At 31.4% G+C, this 17,301-nt stretch carries 19 protein-coding genes and 1 riboswitch; of the genes, 14 read left to right on the plus strand and 5 right to left on the minus strand.

Going from position 1 to position 17,301, the window contains the following annotated elements:
- Positions 1-6: 6 nt before the first annotated feature.
- The 3 genes from C4N20_RS07125 (at position 7) to C4N20_RS07135 (ending at position 3,175) form a co-directional block, all read left to right on the plus strand.
- Complete coding sequence (locus tag C4N20_RS07125) at positions 7-873, plus strand: YitT family protein (RefSeq protein WP_005982554.1); 867 nt, start codon at positions 7-9, stop codon at positions 871-873.
- Positions 874-1,053: 180 nt separating this feature from the next.
- Positions 1,054-2,424: an alanine/glycine:cation symporter family protein gene (locus C4N20_RS07130; protein WP_005982556.1), complete on the plus strand. Its 1,371-nt coding sequence runs from the start codon at positions 1,054-1,056 to the stop codon at positions 2,422-2,424.
- A complete protein-coding gene (locus C4N20_RS07135) occupies positions 2,411-3,175 on the plus strand; it encodes a DeoR/GlpR family DNA-binding transcription regulator (RefSeq protein ID WP_005982558.1) in 765 nt (254 codons plus the stop codon). Before C4N20_RS07130 ends, C4N20_RS07135 begins: the two co-directional genes overlap by 14 nt.
- Before the next feature lie 42 nt (positions 3,176-3,217).
- Here C4N20_RS07135 and C4N20_RS07140 read toward each other — a convergent pair whose 3' ends face one another.
- On the minus strand, positions 3,218-3,826 hold the full coding sequence (locus C4N20_RS07140; protein ID WP_005982559.1) for a copper homeostasis protein CutC: 609 nt from the start codon (positions 3,824-3,826) through the stop codon (positions 3,218-3,220).
- Between the two features lie 185 nt (positions 3,827-4,011).
- On the opposite strand from C4N20_RS07140, the gene C4N20_RS07145 reads away from it, so the two are divergent.
- Complete coding sequence (locus tag C4N20_RS07145) at positions 4,012-4,914, plus strand: acetamidase/formamidase family protein (RefSeq protein WP_005982561.1); 903 nt, start codon at positions 4,012-4,014, stop codon at positions 4,912-4,914.
- A 129-nt stretch (positions 4,915-5,043) separates the two neighbouring features.
- Positions 5,044-5,469, plus strand: a complete 426-nt coding sequence (locus C4N20_RS07150; RefSeq protein ID WP_005982564.1) for a VOC family protein — start codon at positions 5,044-5,046, stop codon at positions 5,467-5,469.
- A gap of 93 nt (positions 5,470-5,562) precedes the next feature.
- Here the strand turns inward: C4N20_RS07150 and C4N20_RS07155 are convergent, their stop codons facing one another.
- On the minus strand, positions 5,563-5,997 hold the full coding sequence (locus C4N20_RS07155; RefSeq protein WP_005982566.1) for a CGGC domain-containing protein: 435 nt from the start codon (positions 5,995-5,997) through the stop codon (positions 5,563-5,565).
- A 148-nt stretch (positions 5,998-6,145) separates the two neighbouring features.
- Positions 6,146-6,247, plus strand: a riboswitch (TPP riboswitch).
- 50 nt (positions 6,248-6,297) lie between these two features.
- On the opposite strand from C4N20_RS07155, the gene C4N20_RS07160 reads away from it, so the two are divergent.
- The 7 genes from C4N20_RS07160 (at position 6,298) to C4N20_RS07190 (ending at position 11,272) form a co-directional block, all read left to right on the plus strand.
- Complete coding sequence (locus tag C4N20_RS07160; RefSeq protein ID WP_005982568.1) at positions 6,298-6,906, plus strand: YkoF family thiamine/hydroxymethylpyrimidine-binding protein; 609 nt, start codon at positions 6,298-6,300, stop codon at positions 6,904-6,906.
- Positions 6,907-6,922: 16 nt separating this feature from the next.
- Entirely contained in the window at positions 6,923-7,516 is a 594-nt protein-coding gene (locus C4N20_RS07165; RefSeq protein WP_005982570.1) for an ECF transporter S component, read from the plus strand.
- Between the two features lie 3 nt (positions 7,517-7,519).
- Positions 7,520-8,962, plus strand: coding sequence for an ABC transporter ATP-binding protein (locus tag C4N20_RS07170; protein ID WP_005982572.1), 1,443 nt, complete (start codon positions 7,520-7,522; stop codon positions 8,960-8,962).
- The gene (locus tag C4N20_RS07175) at positions 8,959-9,654 is read left to right on the plus strand and encodes an energy-coupling factor transporter transmembrane component T family protein (RefSeq protein ID WP_005982574.1); all 696 of its coding nucleotides are present in this window, start codon (positions 8,959-8,961) and stop codon (positions 9,652-9,654) included. Before C4N20_RS07170 ends, C4N20_RS07175 begins: the two co-directional genes overlap by 4 nt.
- Positions 9,655-9,716: 62 nt before the next feature.
- Positions 9,717-10,394 carry a DUF554 domain-containing protein gene (locus C4N20_RS07180; protein WP_005982575.1) on the plus strand — a complete coding sequence of 226 codons (678 nt, stop codon included), beginning with the start codon at positions 9,717-9,719 and terminating at the stop codon, positions 10,392-10,394.
- Positions 10,395-10,510: 116 nt separating this feature from the next.
- The gene (locus C4N20_RS07185; protein WP_227372303.1) at positions 10,511-10,669 is read left to right on the plus strand and encodes a hypothetical protein; all 159 of its coding nucleotides are present in this window, start codon (positions 10,511-10,513) and stop codon (positions 10,667-10,669) included.
- A 12-nt stretch (positions 10,670-10,681) separates the two neighbouring features.
- Positions 10,682-11,272 carry a Fic/DOC family protein gene (locus C4N20_RS07190; protein WP_005982580.1) on the plus strand — a complete coding sequence of 197 codons (591 nt, stop codon included), beginning with the start codon at positions 10,682-10,684 and terminating at the stop codon, positions 11,270-11,272.
- A 48-nt stretch (positions 11,273-11,320) separates the two neighbouring features.
- Here the strand turns inward: C4N20_RS07190 and C4N20_RS07195 are convergent, their stop codons facing one another.
- The 3 genes from C4N20_RS07195 to C4N20_RS07205 are packed head-to-tail and all read right to left on the minus strand — an operon-like array spanning position 11,321 to position 14,285.
- A complete protein-coding gene (locus C4N20_RS07195) occupies positions 11,321-12,472 on the minus strand; it encodes an aminotransferase class I/II-fold pyridoxal phosphate-dependent enzyme (RefSeq protein ID WP_005982582.1) in 1,152 nt (383 codons plus the stop codon).
- A gap of 12 nt (positions 12,473-12,484) precedes the next feature.
- Positions 12,485-13,546 carry an iron-containing alcohol dehydrogenase family protein gene (locus tag C4N20_RS07200; protein WP_005982584.1) on the minus strand — a complete coding sequence of 354 codons (1,062 nt, stop codon included), beginning with the start codon at positions 13,544-13,546 and terminating at the stop codon, positions 12,485-12,487.
- 13 nt (positions 13,547-13,559) lie between these two features.
- A complete protein-coding gene (locus C4N20_RS07205; protein WP_005982586.1) occupies positions 13,560-14,285 on the minus strand; it encodes a basic amino acid ABC transporter substrate-binding protein in 726 nt (241 codons plus the stop codon).
- Between the two features lie 605 nt (positions 14,286-14,890).
- Here C4N20_RS07205 and C4N20_RS07210 point away from each other — a divergent pair.
- Together C4N20_RS07210 and C4N20_RS07215 are read left to right on the plus strand one after the other, a co-directional pair.
- Positions 14,891-16,384, plus strand: coding sequence for an ABC transporter substrate-binding protein (locus tag C4N20_RS07210; RefSeq protein ID WP_005982589.1), 1,494 nt, complete (start codon positions 14,891-14,893; stop codon positions 16,382-16,384).
- A gap of 1 nt (position 16,385) precedes the next feature.
- On the plus strand, positions 16,386-17,300 hold the full coding sequence (locus C4N20_RS07215) for an ABC transporter permease (RefSeq protein ID WP_005982590.1): 915 nt from the start codon (positions 16,386-16,388) through the stop codon (positions 17,298-17,300).
- Position 17,301 lies beyond the last annotated feature (1 nt).

Genomic DNA, 17,301 nt, shown 5'->3' on the forward strand with positions numbered 1-17,301 from the left:
TATTCAATGAATAAAAAAATAACTGATTATATTATTGTGTATATAGGCTGCATAATACAGGCGTTTTCAATTGTTTGCATTTTAAAACCTAATAATCTAGTCACTGGAGGAATAACAGGGTTATCTCTTACTATTGGAAAAGTAATAAATATGAATTATACATATATTTATTATGGAATATGTATTTTAATATTGATAAGTGCAAAAATAATATTAGGAATCAAAGAAGTAAAAAAAATAATATTATTATCTACAACATATCCATTGATACTTATATTGATGAATAATATAAAATTTAATTTTTTACAGGATACCTCTGACAAGATATTGATATGCATCTATTATGGTATATTTATGGGAATAGGAACAGGACTGGTTCTGAAAAAAGGATTTTCTCAAGGAAGTTCTGATACTGTAGCAAAAATCCTCCACAAAAAACTGCTTTCCTTTATGGGGATCAGTCAGGTCCTACTCTGTATAGATATAACTATTCTTATAATATCAGGATTTGTATTTGGAAAAAAAGCAGTTCTTTATGCAATTATAATGCAGATGGTGTACAGCAAAACTATCAGTGTAGTACTATTTGGTTTTGGTTCATCTCTGGTTAAGGTAGTAGTAATAAGCGACCAGCTGGAAAAAATATCTGATTTTATGAAGAATACAATAAATAGAGGATATAGTATAGGTTATGTTTATGGTGGATATAATCATATTAAAAGAGAAAAAATAATATCTGTATGTTCATTGAGAGAGGCTATGCTGATAAAAGATTTTATAACAAAAATTGATGAAAATGCTTTTATAAATATTGTGCCAACAATATCAGCATGGGGAAAAGAAGATGGATTGCAGAATCTTAAAGAAAATTAGAAAGTAAAATAAATTACCCATAAAATTGCAGGACAAAACCTTTAGTTTTATGGGTTTTATTTTAATCAGGAATGAAAACAACAAAAAACAATAAAAAAACATAAAAATATTTATAAAATCACAAAAATATGATAAGATTTATTTAAACAACTAGGAGTTTTGGCTAGGAGGAAATGGCATATGAAAGAAATTGAAATAATATTAGAAGAACTATCAGGAATAATATGGGGGAACTATCTTATAATAACCCTTATAGGCGTAGGGCTTTTCTTTACTATTATAACTGGAGGAATACAGATAAAAGGATTTCCTCTGGCAATCAAAGAACTTGTAAATTCACTGAGAGGAAAGAATGAAATAAAGGGTGAAGGAACTTTATCAGCATTTCAAGCTCTTTGTACAGCATTGAGCAGCTGTGTTGGAAATGGAAATATTGTAGGAGTAGCAACAGCTATTGCCAGTGGAGGGCCAGGAGCAGTATTCTGGATGTGGTTTGCTGGAATAGTGGGAATGGCAACAAAATATGCAGAGATAGTTTTGGGGATAATATACAGAGAAAAATCTGATGATGGAACATATGTGGGAGGACCAATGTACTATCTTTCAAAAGGATTGGGATGGAAAAAAATAGCAACACTTTTTTCTATATTAATGTTTTTGCAGATAAGTGGAGGAGCTCTTATTCAGTCTAATGCTGTTGCAATTGTTATAAAAGATATGTTTAAAATAAAGCCGATTTTTTCTGGAATAATGATGGCAGGAGTAATTACAGCAGTTGTTATTGGAGGAGTAAGAAGATTAGGAAAAGTAGCAGAAAGAATAATTCCTGTTATGACTATTACATATTTTATTGGTGGTTTGATAATAATAATTTCTAACTTTAATCATATAAGTTATGCTATAATAAATATAATAACTTGTGCCTTTAATACAGAGGCAGTAGGTGGCGGAGTTTTAGGTTATACAATTAAAGAAGCAATGAGATTTGGAGTAGCAAGAGGATTGTATTCCAATGAAGCAGGAGAGGGAAGTGCTCCAGTGCTTCATTCAGCTGCAATTACAGATCACCCAGCAAGACAGGGACTGTATGGTATACTTGAAGTATTTATTGATACAGTAGTTATCTGTTCCCTGACAGCTTTTATAGTTTTAACTTCAGGAGTAATGGAAATGAATGTATCTCCAGCAGTTTATGTGATTACAGCTTTTGGAACTATACATCCTATGTTTAGATATGTGGTAGGAATAAGTATGGTATTATTTGCATTTTCTACTATATTGTCTCAATGGTATTTTGGAAATGTAACTCTTACTTATATTTTTAATTCTAAGGTAGCTTCATATTTTAAATATGTGTTTGTATGTCTTGCAATAATGGGTTCTCTGAGCAGTTTAAAAATAGTGTGGCTGATACAGGACATTGTATTGGGATTGATGATAATACCAAATCTTATAGGGCTCCTTCTTTTAAATGGAAAAGTCAAAGATGCAACAAAGGATTTTTGGAATATGATAAACAGAGGGGAGATAAAAAAATATGTTAGCAAGTGATAGACAAGATAGAATATTAGAGCTGTTAGAAAGAGATGGAAGTGTAAAAACTTCTAATCTTGTTACCATTATGGATGTTTCACTTGAAACTATTCGTAGAGATCTGGATTTTTTAGAAAAACAAGGGTATCTTCAAAAAGTGTATGGAGGAGCTATTCTTAAGAATAAAGAGGGAAAAAATCTTACTTACTCTTTGAGAGAATCAAAGAATATAGAGGAAAAGAGAGAGGTAGCACTTTTAGCTTTAAAATATATAAATGAGGGAGATACAATAGCTCTCAATGGAAGTACAACAAATATTGAGATAGCAAGATTGATAAAGGATAAATATTCTTCTTTGACAGTTGTTACAAATTCTCTGCTTATAGCAAATGAATTAGCAGATGTAAAAGGAATAAATCTTATTCTGGCAGCGGGGATATATAACAAGACTGAGTTTGCTTTTTTAGGAGAGATAACTGAGCATTTCCTGCATAATTTTTCAGTTGATAAATCATTTATCTGTGTAGGGGGAATATCTCTAAAAAGAGGAGTAACTGATTTCCTTATTGAAGAGGTACTGGTAGAGAGAAAAATGGCTGAAATAGCTGAAGAAGTATTTATTCTGGCAGATTCAACAAAGATAGAGAATAATTCTCTTATAAAAATATGCGATATAGAAAATTTAGATTTGATTATAACAGACTCAAGATTAGATGAGGATATTTTAAAAAAATATCTTGAAAATGGAGTGAAAATTATAAATAAATAAACTAAGAAAAGAGGACAACTGGTTGGTTGTCCTCTTTTTAAGTTATATTATTTTTTTCCCATGATATTCAGGAGAAGGAATAGCAGCGACTACTTCATCAAGATTATCATTTGTAACTTTTCCAGCTATAAGGATAGTTATTCTTCCAGCAGCTTTCTTTATCATTGCATTAAGGATATCTTTTCCTTCCAGAGCAGTTTCTTTTGTACCAGAAGAAAGAATTCTCTTTACTCCAATCTCTACAAACTTATCTATCACTTCAACAGGATCTTTCAATTCATCTACAGCTTTGTGAAAAGTTACTTCCATAGGAGAGGCAAGATCAACAAGTTCTTTTAAAGTTTCAAAATCAACTTTATTATCAGCAGTGAGAACTCCAAGAACAACACCTTTTGCTCCTAATGATTTACATATTTTTATATCTTCTTTCATGATTTCTATCTCTTCTTTTGAGTAATAGAAATCCCCTCCTCTAGGTCTGATTATAGGGAAAGCTGGAATAGAAAGTTTTTCCATAGCCATTTTGATAGTACCATAAGATGGAGTAGTTCCACCAAGATACAGATTATCACATAATTCTATTCTGTCAGCTCCTCTTTTTTCAGCTGCAAGAGCTTCAGAAAATGATTCTACACATACTTCTTTTATCATAAGATTCTCCTTATTTTATAAATTTTTAATTTGTATTTTCAACTTGTTATATATTTTTTATTTCATTTTTTATATTATATCCTATATTTTGTCTTTATGCCAGAGGGAGAGATTTAAAATTTTAATATATAGTCATTTTTTCAGTGAAATGTTAAAATAGAGAAAAGGTAATAAAGGGGGAGAAAATGATATATATAAGCAAAGATTATGTGAATGACACACTTAAATGGGATAATAAAGCAGCAGCTCACTGCAAAGATGGAGAGATAGTAGTATTTGAAACAAGAGATTGTTATGACAATTCTATAACTAGTTCAGAAAGACCTCTAGGAGATAGAAGTGATGCTTTATCTAATCCTGTAACTGGAGCACTATATGTAGATGGAGCTGAAAAGGGAGATATATTAAAAGTTGAGATAAGAGATATAAAGCTTCGTCCATGGGGAGTAATGCGTTCTTCAAATATTGGAGGAGTTTTTCATGAGAAATATGATAAAAGAGAAGCTGTAATTTATTCTATCAGAAATAATAAAATATTATTTGATGATGTATTGGAATTAGATGTAAATCCTATGATAGGAGTTATTGGGACAGCTCCAGAAGGAGAAGAGGGAATTCCAACAATCACACCAGGAAAACATGGTGGAAATATGGACTGTAAAAAAATAACAACAGGTTCTACAATTTATCTTCCTGTAAATGTAGATGGAGGACTTCTCTCTATGGGAGATATCCATGCTTTAATGGGAGATGGAGAAGTTTTTATCTGTGGTTTGGAAACAGCTGGTGAGATAACTGTAAAGGTAAGTGTATTAAAAAATATAAAGCTTCCAGTACCATTTTTATACTCTGGAGAAAAGGTTATGACTATACAGTCTGCTGAAACTTTAGATAAAGCAGGAGATATGGCAGCAAAAGAGATGTTTGAGTTTGTAAAAAATGCTTCTGGGCAGAGCGATTTGAGAACAGGAATGCTTATGTCTTTAATTTCTGATATGGCAGTATGTCAAGTAGTGGATCCACTTCTTACAATGAGAGTTGAATTTCCTTTGGAAGTTCTTGAAAAGTATGGATATAAGCTTCCATAGGATAAATTAAAAACAGATAAATAATATAAGAATATTTATAGATATGGACAGATTATTTTTATAAAAATAAAGCTTTATTTATGGACGAAACATAATAAATCTAAAAAATATTTTAGGAGGTTTTGCATAATGAATGATGAATTGAAAATCAAGATGTACTCATTTACAATAGACTGTCTAGAGCCTTACAAATTAGCAAAATTTTATGCTGATTTGCTCAAATGGGAAATAGCTTTTTATGATAAAGATTATGCCTGTATTTGTCCTCCAGGAACATATCAAGGGGCATATCCTGGGATAACATTTCAGCGTAATCCTGATTATGTACCTCCTGTGTGGCCAGAAAAATCTGAAACTCAACAGCAAATGGCACATTTAGACTTTGCTGTTAATAATTTAGAGGAAGCAGTTCAGTATGCAATTCAATGTGGAGCAACAATGGCAGAGAAACAATTTTCTGATAGTTGGAGAGTTATGATAGACCCTGCTGGACACCCTTTTTGCTTGTGCTATATGAAGCCTGTTTTCAAGAGTCCTCATTTTGCATTGCTATGAAATACTGTAAATAATTTTATAATAAAAAAATAATTAAAAAAAATCCCAGTAATCTAGGTTGATTAAATCATTCTAATTACTGGGGTGTTATTCTTATTTATTTAAGGCAATATAATCCTTGTATACTCCCTCTTCTCTTCTTCTTGTAGCAGTTTTAGAAAGATAGCTTCCTTCAACAATATTTTCATATCCCATTTTGTTTATTATTTTTTTCATAGCATTGATAAATGGACATCTGTCAGAATGATGATTATCAAAAGCTACACATGAAGCAAAATGTATAGCAACTTCATCTTTAGTGATAAGATTTTCTTTAGCAATTAGTTTGTTGACATTTCCTAAAAGACTGTTGATACCTTTTCCATGACATCCCCCACATTGAAAGGTAAGAAATCTAAGTTCTTCACTTTTAGGGTAATCTTTAAATATTCCTGTTCTAGTAAAAAATGAATTCATACAATGAAAACCACTGCATCTTCTTTTGGCAATTTCACATTGAATAGTGATGATAAGTTTTATATTTTCCATTTCTCCCTCCTATGTTTCCTGTATAAAAATATAATAACATAAAACAAAGATTGAAGATATGATTTATATAAATAAAATTCATATTTTAAAATCCAGATTTTTTTAAGAAATGCTAGACATTCATAAGGAATAGTGATATTATAATTTAGTTGAATTACTGGGGTGCCCAAAAGGCTGAGATAGGAAAGTTCCTGAACCCACATAACTTGATTCGGATAATACCGGCGAAAGGAGTAATGTGTGAATTATTTATTTAAGTAATCAAACCTCCTTTTGCAGAGATAAAAGGAGGTTTTTTTAATGGGATTAAAAGATTGTTTATGGTGTATAGGTGGAGCAAGTAAGGGAGTATCTGGTTGTAGATTTTCTCTTTATCCAATGGCTGATAATTTTGTAGATATTATTCTTGGGGGACTTGAAAAAACAGACACATCAAAAGTGTGGAAGCAAACTGATAAATTAAGCACTTGTGTGAGAGGAAAAAGCACTCATGTATTTGATGTGGTTAAGGGTCTTTTTGTAAATGCTTATAAAGAAAATGTACATATGGCTCTTGAAGCTACTTTTTCTAAAGGGTGTCCAGGGGATACTGATGCAGATTCATTTATGGAAGTGGATGATGAAAAAGTAAATGAAAAGAATATTAAAGATAAAAAATTTAATGTTGTAAGTAAAATATCTTTCTACCCAATGGGAGAAGAGGACTATATGGAACATATAGCTAAAGCAGTAATGACAGCAAAAGACAAGGGAGTTTTTGCTAAAAGTTCTCACTATATATCTATTCTAGAGGGAGATGTTCATGATGTATTTGGTGTATTGGAAGAGATATTCCAATATGGAGAGGCAAATCTGTCACACTATATTTTACAGGTTACTATTTCAGTAAATAGTCCAACAAAAGACTAGGATATCAGGAGGAAAAATGTTTAACTGGAAACTAAAAGATGTAATAATGGTATCAATTTTTTCTGTAATATTTTCATTTATATATTTAGGAGCTGTATATTTTGCTAATTTTCTTGCAACAATACTTGCTCCTTTTGGATTGGCACCTTTTGCCTATGAGATACTTTTTGGGGTGTGGTTTATGGCTTCTACTTTTGTACCATATATCGTACAGAGATCAGGAGTAGCAGTAGTATCAGAAGTACTTTCTGCTCTGATAGAGGTTATCATGGGAAATATGTTTGGACCAATAGTTATTCTTTCTGGAATAATTCAAGGAATGGGGCCGGAGCTTGTATTTGCTAAGAATAAATATAGAAACTTTTCTATGATGAATATGTGCCTTGCAGCAGCAGCAGCTTGTGTAGCAAGTTTTATATGGGGATTTATTAGAGGGGGATTTGTAAAATATTCTCCAATGATGCTTTTATGGATGTTTATAGTAAGGCTTATCAGTTCAGTGGTATTTTCAGGAATCATCTGTAAAATTGCTGCTGATAAATTAGCTGGAACAGGGGCATTGAGTGGATATGTTCTTGGACAGAATAATGATCCTGAAATGGAAGATTAATCTATGGAAGAAGTTTTAAAATGTCAGGATATCATTTTCAAATATAGAGAGACATCAAAAGAAAATATAGTAGATGGATTTACATATTCTTTTAATAAAGGAAAAATATATCTGATAACAGGGTTTTCTGGCTGTGGGAAAAGTACTCTTGCCAATGTGGCAGCAGGACTTTATCCAAGCAGCAAAGGAATACTTTCCAAAGGAGAAGTAGTGCTCTTTGGAAAAGATATAAATGAGTATACTCCAGAAAAAAGAGCAGAATATATTATGATGATGTTTCAAAATGCTGATACTCAATTTTGTATGGATATAGTAAAAGATGAGATAATATTCTGTCTGGAGAACATTGCTTTTCCTGTGGAAAAAATGGATGAAGTAGTAGACAGAGTTTTAAATGAAACTGGGATAGAATATCTGAGAGCCAGAAAAATATCATCACTTTCAGGTGGAGAAAAGCAAAAACTTTCACTGGCATGTGTATTGGCAGTAGAGCCCAAAATTATAGTGTTAGATGAACCTTTTGCCAATGTTGATTATGAAAGCAGTCAGGAAATTGTAAATATACTGAAAAATATAAATCGAGATAAAGAAGTGACTATAATAGCTGTAGACCACAGAATATCTCTTTGGAAAGATATAGATTACACTCTTCTCCATTTAGGAAAAGGGTGTAGTTTTGTTGATAAAAATATTGATAAATATCTTGTTGATATAATAGATGAAGAGGAATATAAAAAAAATTATCTGAAAAAATGTGAAAAATTTAAAGATAGAGCAGATTCCATAGAGATAGAAAAATTAAAAATAGCATATGAAAAGGAATCGTTATTGGAAGATATTAATATTAAGATAAAAGAGGGAAGTATTACTTCAATAATTGGAAAAAGTGGAGCTGGGAAAACCTCTCTTCTTAAAGCAATAGCAGGAATCTCTAAAATATTGTCTGGAAATATAAAAATATTTGGAACAGATATCAAAAAAATCAAAGAGAAGATATTTATAAATACTATAGGAATAGTTTTTCAAAATCCCCAAAATCAATTTATTACATATAAAGTGATAGAAGAGATAATGTTTACTCTGAAAAAAAGATATCCTAAAGAGAATGAAAAAATTCTTTTAGAGAAAGCAGAAAATTTATTAAAAGAATTTGAACTTTACAGATACAGAAATTTTTCTCCGTTTTCACTTAGTCAAGGGCAGCAGAGAAAACTTGCTGTTTTATCTATGTTGGGAGCTGGACAGAAAATAATCCTTTGTGATGAGCCTACTTATGGGCAGGATAATAAGACAAGCATAGAGATAATGGAGTTTCTTAAAAGAAAAGCTGAAGAAGATGGAATCACTGTGGTAATGGTATCTCATGACAGAAATCTTGTATTCAAATATTCAGACTTTATCTATGAAACAACAGATGATAAAAATATAAGGAGAGTGGAAGTATGATAAAACTCAATCCAGGCTATAAAGGACTGACTATATTTCTAGTTTCTCTACTCCTTTCTTTTGAATATAATTATTGTTTAAACTTTTCAGTATTCTGTATATGTATTATGCTTATGGTCATTAATAAAGTTCCAGTGAAAAAGATTCTTCTTGCATTTCTCCCAGTACTCCTTCTGGCAGGGGGAGTATTTTTTACAGGAATGCTCTACAGCAATTCAGGAACAGCTGAAGATGTAACCAGCCTTACCAAGACAGTTGTAATTATTGGAAATGTAGAAAATGGATTGCAGCTTTCAGTAAGAATACTTGCCTATGCAGGTCTTGGACTTCTTTTTGTATTTACTACTGATCCGAGACTTTTTATAATCAGCCTTATGCAGCAGTTTCATCTTCCAGGAAATTTTGCATATGGAATACTTGCAGCTTATGGATTTATTCCAGTGATAAGACAAGAATATGAGAACATGAGATATGCCTATAGAGCCAGAGGAGTAAAAAGAAATATATTTATGCTCCCAATGCTTGTAACAGCTGTACGATCTTCTGAGAGTATTGCAATGGCTATGGAATCAAAAGGATTCAATGCTAAAAGTAAAAGAACAGAATATATAAAACTAAAGGTTACAAAATGGGATTATATAGTTTTGATAGGAAGTACAGGGATAACACTTCTTGCAATGTTTCTATTTTAACTTTCTATTTTTTTCATGCTGCTGTATAATATGATAAAATATTTGAGCAGGGGGAAATTATCATGATAGGAACAATTGTCAATACAATCACTATTATACTGGGAAGTTTGCTAGGAAGTTTATTTAAAAAAGGAATAAAACAGGAATATCAGGGAGCTATGCTTACAGCTATGGGGCTTGCAGCGACAGCACTTGGAGCCAATGCAGTAGTAAGCAATATGCCTAAAAGTGCCTTTCCAGTGTTATTTATTGTCAGTCTGGCTATAGGAAGTCTTGTAGGAACAGTTATAAATATAGATAAAAGATTTCAAAACTTAATGGGAAAATATTCAAAATCAGGTTTGGGGCAGGGACTTTCTACAGCTATACTTTTTTTCTGCATAGGAACTCTTTCTATATTAGGGCCAATAGAAGCAGCTTTGAATAAAAACTATACTTATCTTTTTACAAATGCAACTCTTGATTTTGTAACTTCTATGGTACTTGCATCAACTTATGGGGTAGGAATAGCTATTGCAGCAGCAGTTCTTTTCTGCTGGCAGGGGGCTATATATTTGTTTGCTGGATTTCTTTCAGCATTTTTATCACCAGCCCTTCTTACAGAGATATCTATTATTGGAGGAATACTTATAGCAAGTTCAGGAATATCTATATTGGGAATAAAAGACTGCAAAACTATGAACATGCTTCCTTCACTTCTTGTTCCCATAATATGGTTTTTGATAAGATCTTTTTTCTAGGAGAAAATCTTTGTAAAACCTTTATTTATAAGGGATAAAGAGAGTTCTTTTTAATGGTAATGAATAGAAAAATATGGTATAATATATCATCAGATAAATTATATTCAGGAGGATCCATGACTAGAGATGAAGCTGTAAAAGCTGTTGATTATATAGTAAAAACAAATGAGCTAGAGGGAGCAGTTTATACAGAGGCAGAGAAAGCTGATTTTATGGCAGCGGCAGAGGGAAGAATTTCAGTGGAGGAACTTATAGAAAAAATCATAAATGACTAAAGAGGTGTTTCTATGGGAGATAAATATGTTTATCCAGGAACAAAGATTTTAGTAAATAAGTTGGGAATAAAAGACAGAAAACTTCTTGAGAAAAAGGAGAAAAATTTGTCTGGAGCCAGACTTCTAGAGCTCAGGCTTAGAAATGATATAAAGAAAACTTTTGATTTTAATTACCTGAAAAGACTTCACAAACATATTTTTCAGGATGTATACTCATGGGCTGGAACTGTAAGAGATGTGAATATAGCTAAAGGGAAGTCTCTATTCTGCCTTGTAGAACATATAGAAGCTTATGGAGAAACAGTCTTTAAAAAAATAAAAAATGCCAATTACTTTAAAGATATAACTGATAAATCAGAGCTGGCTTTAAGGCTGGCAGAAACAATGCTTGATATAAATGCTCTTCATCCTTTCAGAGATGGAAACGGAAGAACTCAAAGGGAATTTATAAGACAGCTGGCAGAGGAAAGAGGATATGAACTTGTATTTGATCATATTACTCAAAGAGGGATAGTTGAATTATCTGATTTAACTCGTGATCCAGATATTCTGGCATTAAAATTTGAAAAGGGAATGACATTAATAAATAAAGAGGAAGGCTAAAAGTTGAACTATATTTCAACTTAAAGGTCTTCCTCTTCTTTGATTTTTTTATAGAGATATCATATTTTCCATTCTGTCAAAAGCCTCTCCCAATTTTGATATTTCAAGAGTACAAGCTATTCTTACAAAACCTTTTACTCCAAAAGGAGTACCATTAACAACTATTATATTACATTTTTCTAAAAGAAAATCTGTAAACTCTTCAGAAGTCATTCCAGTTTTTTCAATATTCAGGAATAAATATATTCCCCCCTGTGCTTTGAAACAATCTAGGAAAGGTATTTTTTTAACTCTGTCATAGCAGTAGTCGACTCTTTCTTTAAATACAGGAACAAGTTTTTCTTTCTGTTTCTCAAATTCTTTAAGAGCGTAAAGAGCACATCTTTGAGATACAGCAGGTGCACTGTAAATGATAGCTTCATTTATATAGTTGATACAACTTATAAGTTCAGGAACCTGAGATATAACATACCCAATTCTCCAACCAGTCATAGCAAAATTTTTAGAAAAACTGCATACAGATATAGTTCTTTCCTTCATTCCATCTAAAGTAATGATAGGAGTAAAAGATTCCTCATATGAATAGAAATCGTAGACATCATCTGCTATTACTAAAAGATCGTATTTTTCAGCAATCTCCTTGATAATATTCATACTTTTCATATTGTAGCATACTCCAGTTGGATTAGATGGTGAATTTATCACTATACATTTTGTTTTTGATGTTACAGCTTTTTCTAAATCTTCTTTTATTATCTGGAAATTATTTTCGAGTTTTGTTTCTACAATTACAGGAACTCCATCAGATAATTTTATCTGGTCAGCATATACTGGGAAAAAAGGTGCAAGAAGTATTGCCTCTTCTCCTTTGTTGAGAATGCTTTTAAATACAAGATAAAGAGCATGGCAGGCTCCAGTAGTTATCATGACATCTTTAGGAGTGAACTCATAATTTTTAAAATTCTCCTTGTGGTATTTGCAAATCTCTTCTCTCAATTCAAGATAACCATATGAGTCAGTATAATGAGTATGTCCTTTTTTAGCATCAGCCATAGCCAGTTCAATCAGATGCTCATCAGTATGAATATCCAGATCTCCTATTCCTAGATTGATAAGAGGAAGAGAACAAGTTTCTGATCCTTTTTTATTTCCCATAGAGTAATTTCTTTTCTTAAATTTATCTGCAATAAAGTTTCTCATTTATATTTCCCCCTACAACGCAAAAAGTGTTTCTTTTAAATTTTCTTTGTTTATATTAAATTCCATATCTATTATATCAGGCCCTGCAAGAATAGCCCAAAGTATTTTATCTTCCATCTCTTCAAATTCCTCTTTTTTTACTACCTCTGATAACTTTGTTGGAAAAGCCAGCTTTTTATAAAAAGGAAGAAGCTGTATATATTCTTCTTTTTTACCTTCAAGAATCAACTGTACAAGGATACCAAAGGCTACTACTTCCCCATGGAGATGTTCTTTTTCCAGAGAAGGAAGAAGAGTCAGCCCATAGAATACAGAATGTGCAATAGCTCCATTGAGAAAATCATCTACCAGATTGGAAACCATTCCAGTATTTACTACAATGGAAAGAACAACTTTCTTGAATTCATCATTGATATCTTTAGAGAAATAAGCAGAAACTCCATTTTCAAGTATTACAGAACCGCAGAGGTGGCTTATCTCTTTTCCAAGAGAATTTGGATAACTCATAGTTCCATTATTTTTTTCAGAAACATATTCATATTTCATTCTCACTTCATAAAATTTAGCAAGGGTATCTCCCATACCTGCCCAGATATATTTAGCAGGAGCAGATTTAATAGTTTCTAAATCTATGAAAGTTTTTTTAGGTGGAGCAGGAAAATTAAAAAATTCCTTAAAGCTGCCATCATTATTATATACAACAGATAAAGCAGATGCAGCTGAACAGGTAGAAGCAATAGTAGGGATAGAAAAAATTTCTATCCCCAATTTAAATGCTGCAATTTTAGCTGTATCTATGGCTTTTCCGCCTCCAATTCCAAGGACGAGATCAAATTTTTTATTCAATGTATTATTTAATATTTCTTCAATATTTTCATATGAACACTCTCCATGATACTTTTCAAGAGAATATTCTTTATCTGAAAGTATAGGAAGAATTTTATCTTTTATACTGTCAAAAGATTTTTCTCCTACAATAATAAGTATATTATTGTAGGGGATAATCTCCTTTTTCAGATATTCCCATATGTTTTTGTCTATAAAGTAAGAAGTGAATGAAAAATTTTCAAACATAGATATGCCTCCATTATACACCATATTTTTCTCTTAATTTTTGAATAGTACCATCATCTATGAGTTCTTGAAGAGCTTTATTGAATTTTTCCATAAGCTCTGTATCATCCTTATTGAATGCAATAGCTTTAGGTTCTCCTTCAAGGGCTCCTACAAGCATAAGCTCAGGATTGTTTTCTACAAATTTTACAGCAACACTTTCATCAAGTACAATACCATCTATTTTACCGCTTTTTAAAGCAACGAGAGCACCTGTATTAGATGAAAAAGGAGTTACAGTTGCACCTTTTATTTTTCTCGCAGCAGCTTCTTTTGTAGTTCCAAGTTCTGCTCCATAGTTTTTATTTTCCAAATCTTCTATCCCATTAATAGGTTTGCTTTTATTAGCTATAAAAGCTACATTAGAAGAAAGATAAGGAATTGAAAAATTAACAGCTTTTGCTCTCTCTGGAGTTATACTCATTCCAGCTATTACAGCATCCATTTTCTTTGTTTGAAGTGCTGGGATAAGTCCATCAAAGTTTGTATTTGACCATTTATACTGAATATTTAATTTTTGAGCTATGGCAGCTATTATATCAGCATCAAGTCCACAAACTTTACCATCTTCCAGATATTCAAAAGGTGGATATTCAGCATTAGTTCCTATTACATAAACTTTTTCAGTTTTTGAAGCTCCACAAGCAGCAGTCAGTACAATTAATAAAGATAGCATAAATAATTTAAAAAGTTTTTTCATGATTTTCCCTCCATGTTTTATTAATATTTAAAATTAAAAAAAGCACTGATCCTTAAAAAGAATCAGTGCTTTAATAAACGAACCCATAAAATATACTCTGGGAAAACTTCTCCCATCTTTACAAAATATATTATATTATGAATAATGCCATATTAAAGAATCCTTTTATATAGGAATATGTTAAAAATATTTAATTGTGGCATACTCCTTAGATTCTTAAATAACATTTTTTTCTCCTCTTGATAATTTTATTTATTGAAGTGATTATATAACTTGAAAAGAATATTGTCAATATATTTTTTAAAAAATATTTTTCATAAAAAAATAAATAAAAAAAATTTTTGATAATAAGAATAAAATCTCATATGGAGTTTTTATGATCAATTATGTATTATTTTTATTCTTAAATTCGATGGAAGAGATAAAGTTCTTGTAAAAAAATAAAAAATAACGTAGTATAAGTATATCAAACAAATATATGATAGAGAGAAACTTAAAATTAATATATTCATTGAAATAAATGAGAAAATGTGATACGATAAATCAGCTTTAATATTATTATTGATGTATTCTGAAACACATTTTTAATGGACTAGGGAGGAAAAATGCATTTGAAAGGTAGAAATAAAAAGCTGATAGTAATGTCACTATTGGGACTGGCTCTTTTAGGATGTGGAAAGGAGGAAAAAGCTCCTGAAAAAAAAGTGGTAAGAACTATCACTAGTATGGATATAGACAGTTTGAACCCATATAAGCTTGTATCAAGCGGTTCAGAAGAAATAATGATGAATGTTTTTGAAGGACTTGTAATGCCTACAGTTGATGGAGGACTTGCTCCAGCAGTAGCCAAAGAATACAAAATATCAGATGATGGATTGACATATACTTTTGAAATAAGAGAGGGAATTAAATTTCACAATGGAAATCCTTTAGATGTAAAAGATGTAGAATTTTCTTTGAGAAAAATGTCAGGGAGAGAAGGAGATACTCCAGCTCAAGCTATGTTCTCAAATATAGATGATATAAAAATAACTGGAGATAATGAAATAACAATTACTCTTAAAGTTCCAGATTCAGCTTTTATTTATTACATGACTGAAGGGATAGTTCCAGATGAGAATAGAGATTCTTTGGATAAAGAGGCAATAGGAACAGGACCTTTCAAAGTGTCAGGATATGACAGAGAGCAGAAAATAACTCTTACAAAGAATGATGATTATTGGGGAGAAAAGGCTAAGATAGATGAAGTTGATATATTTGTAACTCCAAATGCAGAAACAGCTTTTCTTAAACTTTTATCAGGAGAGATAGATATACTTCCTCGTGTTGATTCAAAGAGATTAAATGAACTTAAAAACTTTAAGACAATATCAGGAGCCCAAAATACAGTACAGCTTTTTGCTCTTAATAATAAATTTGAACCATTCAGCCATAAGGAAGTTAGAGAAGCTATCAATCTGGCAGTGGATAAAGATGCTGTAATAAAAAATGTTATGGGTGGGTACGGAATAAAACTTGAAACAAATATGAGCCCAGTAATGAAAAAATATTGTATAGATAATATTGGTGAAAAAAGAGATGTTGAAAAGGCAAAAGAACTTTTGAAAAAAGCAGGCTATGAAAATCTTAAATTTACTGTAAAAGTTCCAAGCAACTATGCTATGCATGTATCAACGGCTCAGGTAATAGCTGAACAACTTAAAGAAGTTGGGATTACTATGAATATAGAGACTGTAGAATGGGCAACATGGCTGTCAGAAGTTTACAGTGGAAGAAAATATGAAGCAACTATAGTAGGACTTACAGGAAAACTTGATCCAGACTCAATATTAAAGAGATATGTTTCAGATTATCCTAGAAATTTCTTCAACTATGAAAATCCAAAATATGATAAACTTATTGCAGATGCAAAAATAACATCTGATGAAAATAAAAGGATTGAGTATTATAAAGAAGCTCAAAAAATATTAAGAGATGAAAATGTAGCAGTTTTCATAATGGATCCAGAACTTATTACAGCTGTGAATAAAAACATAAATGGATATGTGTTCTATCCACTCTCATTTACGAACTTCGCAAAAATTAGTATTGGAGATTAAAATGTTCTATATAAAAAAACTGGCAAAAATGATTTTTTCTATATTTCTCATAGGAACACTTTCATTTTTGCTCTTAGAAATGATCCCGGGAGATCCAGCATCAGCAATACTTGGTGTTGAGAGCACTCCAGAGGACATTGAATTATTAAGAGAAGCACTTGGTTTGAATAAGAGTTTGATAGTGAGATATCTCACTTGGGGGAAAGGAGTACTTGCAGGGGATTTTGGAAATTCCTTCAAGTATTCTGAACCTGTAGTTGATCTTATTCTTAAAAGACTTCCTCTTACATTAGAAATAGCTCTGATTTCGATAGGGATAGTATTTTTAGTATCTGTACCCCTATCTTTTTTGCTATATAAAATAAAAAATAAACATGTAAAAAAAATTGGAGACTTTATGATAGGAGTCTTTATATCTGTTCCATCATTCTGGCTGGGAATAATTTTCATGTTCGTTTTTGGTGTAATATTGAGATGGTTTTCTGTAGGGTATAACAATACTTTTGCTTCCTTGATTCTCCCATGTGTAGTTATAGCTATTCCAAATATCGGAATAATTACAAGCTATATCAAGAGTAATCTGGAATATGAGATGAGAGAAGAGTATATAAAATACCTCTATGTAAATGGACTTAAAATGAAGTGGCTGAATCTGTATATATTGAAAAACTCTATTCTTCCAGTGGTTCCTTTAATAGGAATTATGATAATAGATCTTATTACAGGAATTGTAATAATAGAACAGATATTTTCTATTCCGGGAATAGGAAGGCTGTTGATAACCTCAGTAGTAACAAGAGATATACCTCTGATACAGGGATTAATTTTTTATACATCTGTAGTCCTTGTACTTATAAATTTCATTATAGATATCCTCTATTCAATTATTGATCCTAGAATAAGAGGAGGGGAGTAAA

This window comes from Fusobacterium ulcerans, assembly GCF_003019675.1.
In the GTDB taxonomy this organism is placed as follows: domain Bacteria; phylum Fusobacteriota; class Fusobacteriia; order Fusobacteriales; family Fusobacteriaceae; genus Fusobacterium_A; species Fusobacterium_A ulcerans.

Bases quoted from the DNA above. Each gene is read 5' to 3' on its own strand.
- C4N20_RS07190 (WP_005982580.1), top strand. From the start codon at position 10,682: ATGGGAGATAAATATGTTTATCCAGGAACAAAGATTTTAGTAAATAAG.
- C4N20_RS07140 (WP_005982559.1), bottom strand. From the start codon at position 3,826: ATGATAAAAGAAGTATGTGTAGAATCATTTTCTGAAGCTCTTGCAGCT.
- C4N20_RS07215 (WP_005982590.1), top strand. From the start codon at position 16,386: ATGTTCTATATAAAAAAACTGGCAAAAATGATTTTTTCTATATTTCTC.
- C4N20_RS07125 (WP_005982554.1), top strand. From the start codon at position 7: ATGAATAAAAAAATAACTGATTATATTATTGTGTATATAGGCTGCATA.
- C4N20_RS07165 (WP_005982570.1), top strand. From the start codon at position 6,923: ATGTTTAACTGGAAACTAAAAGATGTAATAATGGTATCAATTTTTTCT.
- C4N20_RS07175 (WP_005982574.1), top strand. From the start codon at position 8,959: ATGATAAAACTCAATCCAGGCTATAAAGGACTGACTATATTTCTAGTT.
- C4N20_RS07180 (WP_005982575.1), top strand. From the start codon at position 9,717: ATGATAGGAACAATTGTCAATACAATCACTATTATACTGGGAAGTTTG.
- C4N20_RS07130 (WP_005982556.1), top strand. From the start codon at position 1,054: ATGAAAGAAATTGAAATAATATTAGAAGAACTATCAGGAATAATATGG.
- C4N20_RS07205 (WP_005982586.1), bottom strand. From the start codon at position 14,285: ATGAAAAAACTTTTTAAATTATTTATGCTATCTTTATTAATTGTACTG.
- C4N20_RS07210 (WP_005982589.1), top strand. From the start codon at position 14,891: ATGCATTTGAAAGGTAGAAATAAAAAGCTGATAGTAATGTCACTATTG.
- C4N20_RS07145 (WP_005982561.1), top strand. From the start codon at position 4,012: ATGATATATATAAGCAAAGATTATGTGAATGACACACTTAAATGGGAT.
- C4N20_RS07185 (WP_227372303.1), top strand. From the start codon at position 10,511: ATGACTAGAGATGAAGCTGTAAAAGCTGTTGATTATATAGTAAAAACA.
- C4N20_RS07170 (WP_005982572.1), top strand. From the start codon at position 7,520: ATGGAAGAAGTTTTAAAATGTCAGGATATCATTTTCAAATATAGAGAG.
- C4N20_RS07200 (WP_005982584.1), bottom strand. From the start codon at position 13,546: ATGTTTGAAAATTTTTCATTCACTTCTTACTTTATAGACAAAAACATA.
- C4N20_RS07135 (WP_005982558.1), top strand. From the start codon at position 2,411: ATGTTAGCAAGTGATAGACAAGATAGAATATTAGAGCTGTTAGAAAGA.
- C4N20_RS07195 (WP_005982582.1), bottom strand. From the start codon at position 12,472: ATGAGAAACTTTATTGCAGATAAATTTAAGAAAAGAAATTACTCTATG.
- C4N20_RS07160 (WP_005982568.1), top strand. From the start codon at position 6,298: ATGGGATTAAAAGATTGTTTATGGTGTATAGGTGGAGCAAGTAAGGGA.
- C4N20_RS07150 (WP_005982564.1), top strand. From the start codon at position 5,044: ATGAATGATGAATTGAAAATCAAGATGTACTCATTTACAATAGACTGT.
- C4N20_RS07155 (WP_005982566.1), bottom strand. From the start codon at position 5,997: ATGGAAAATATAAAACTTATCATCACTATTCAATGTGAAATTGCCAAA.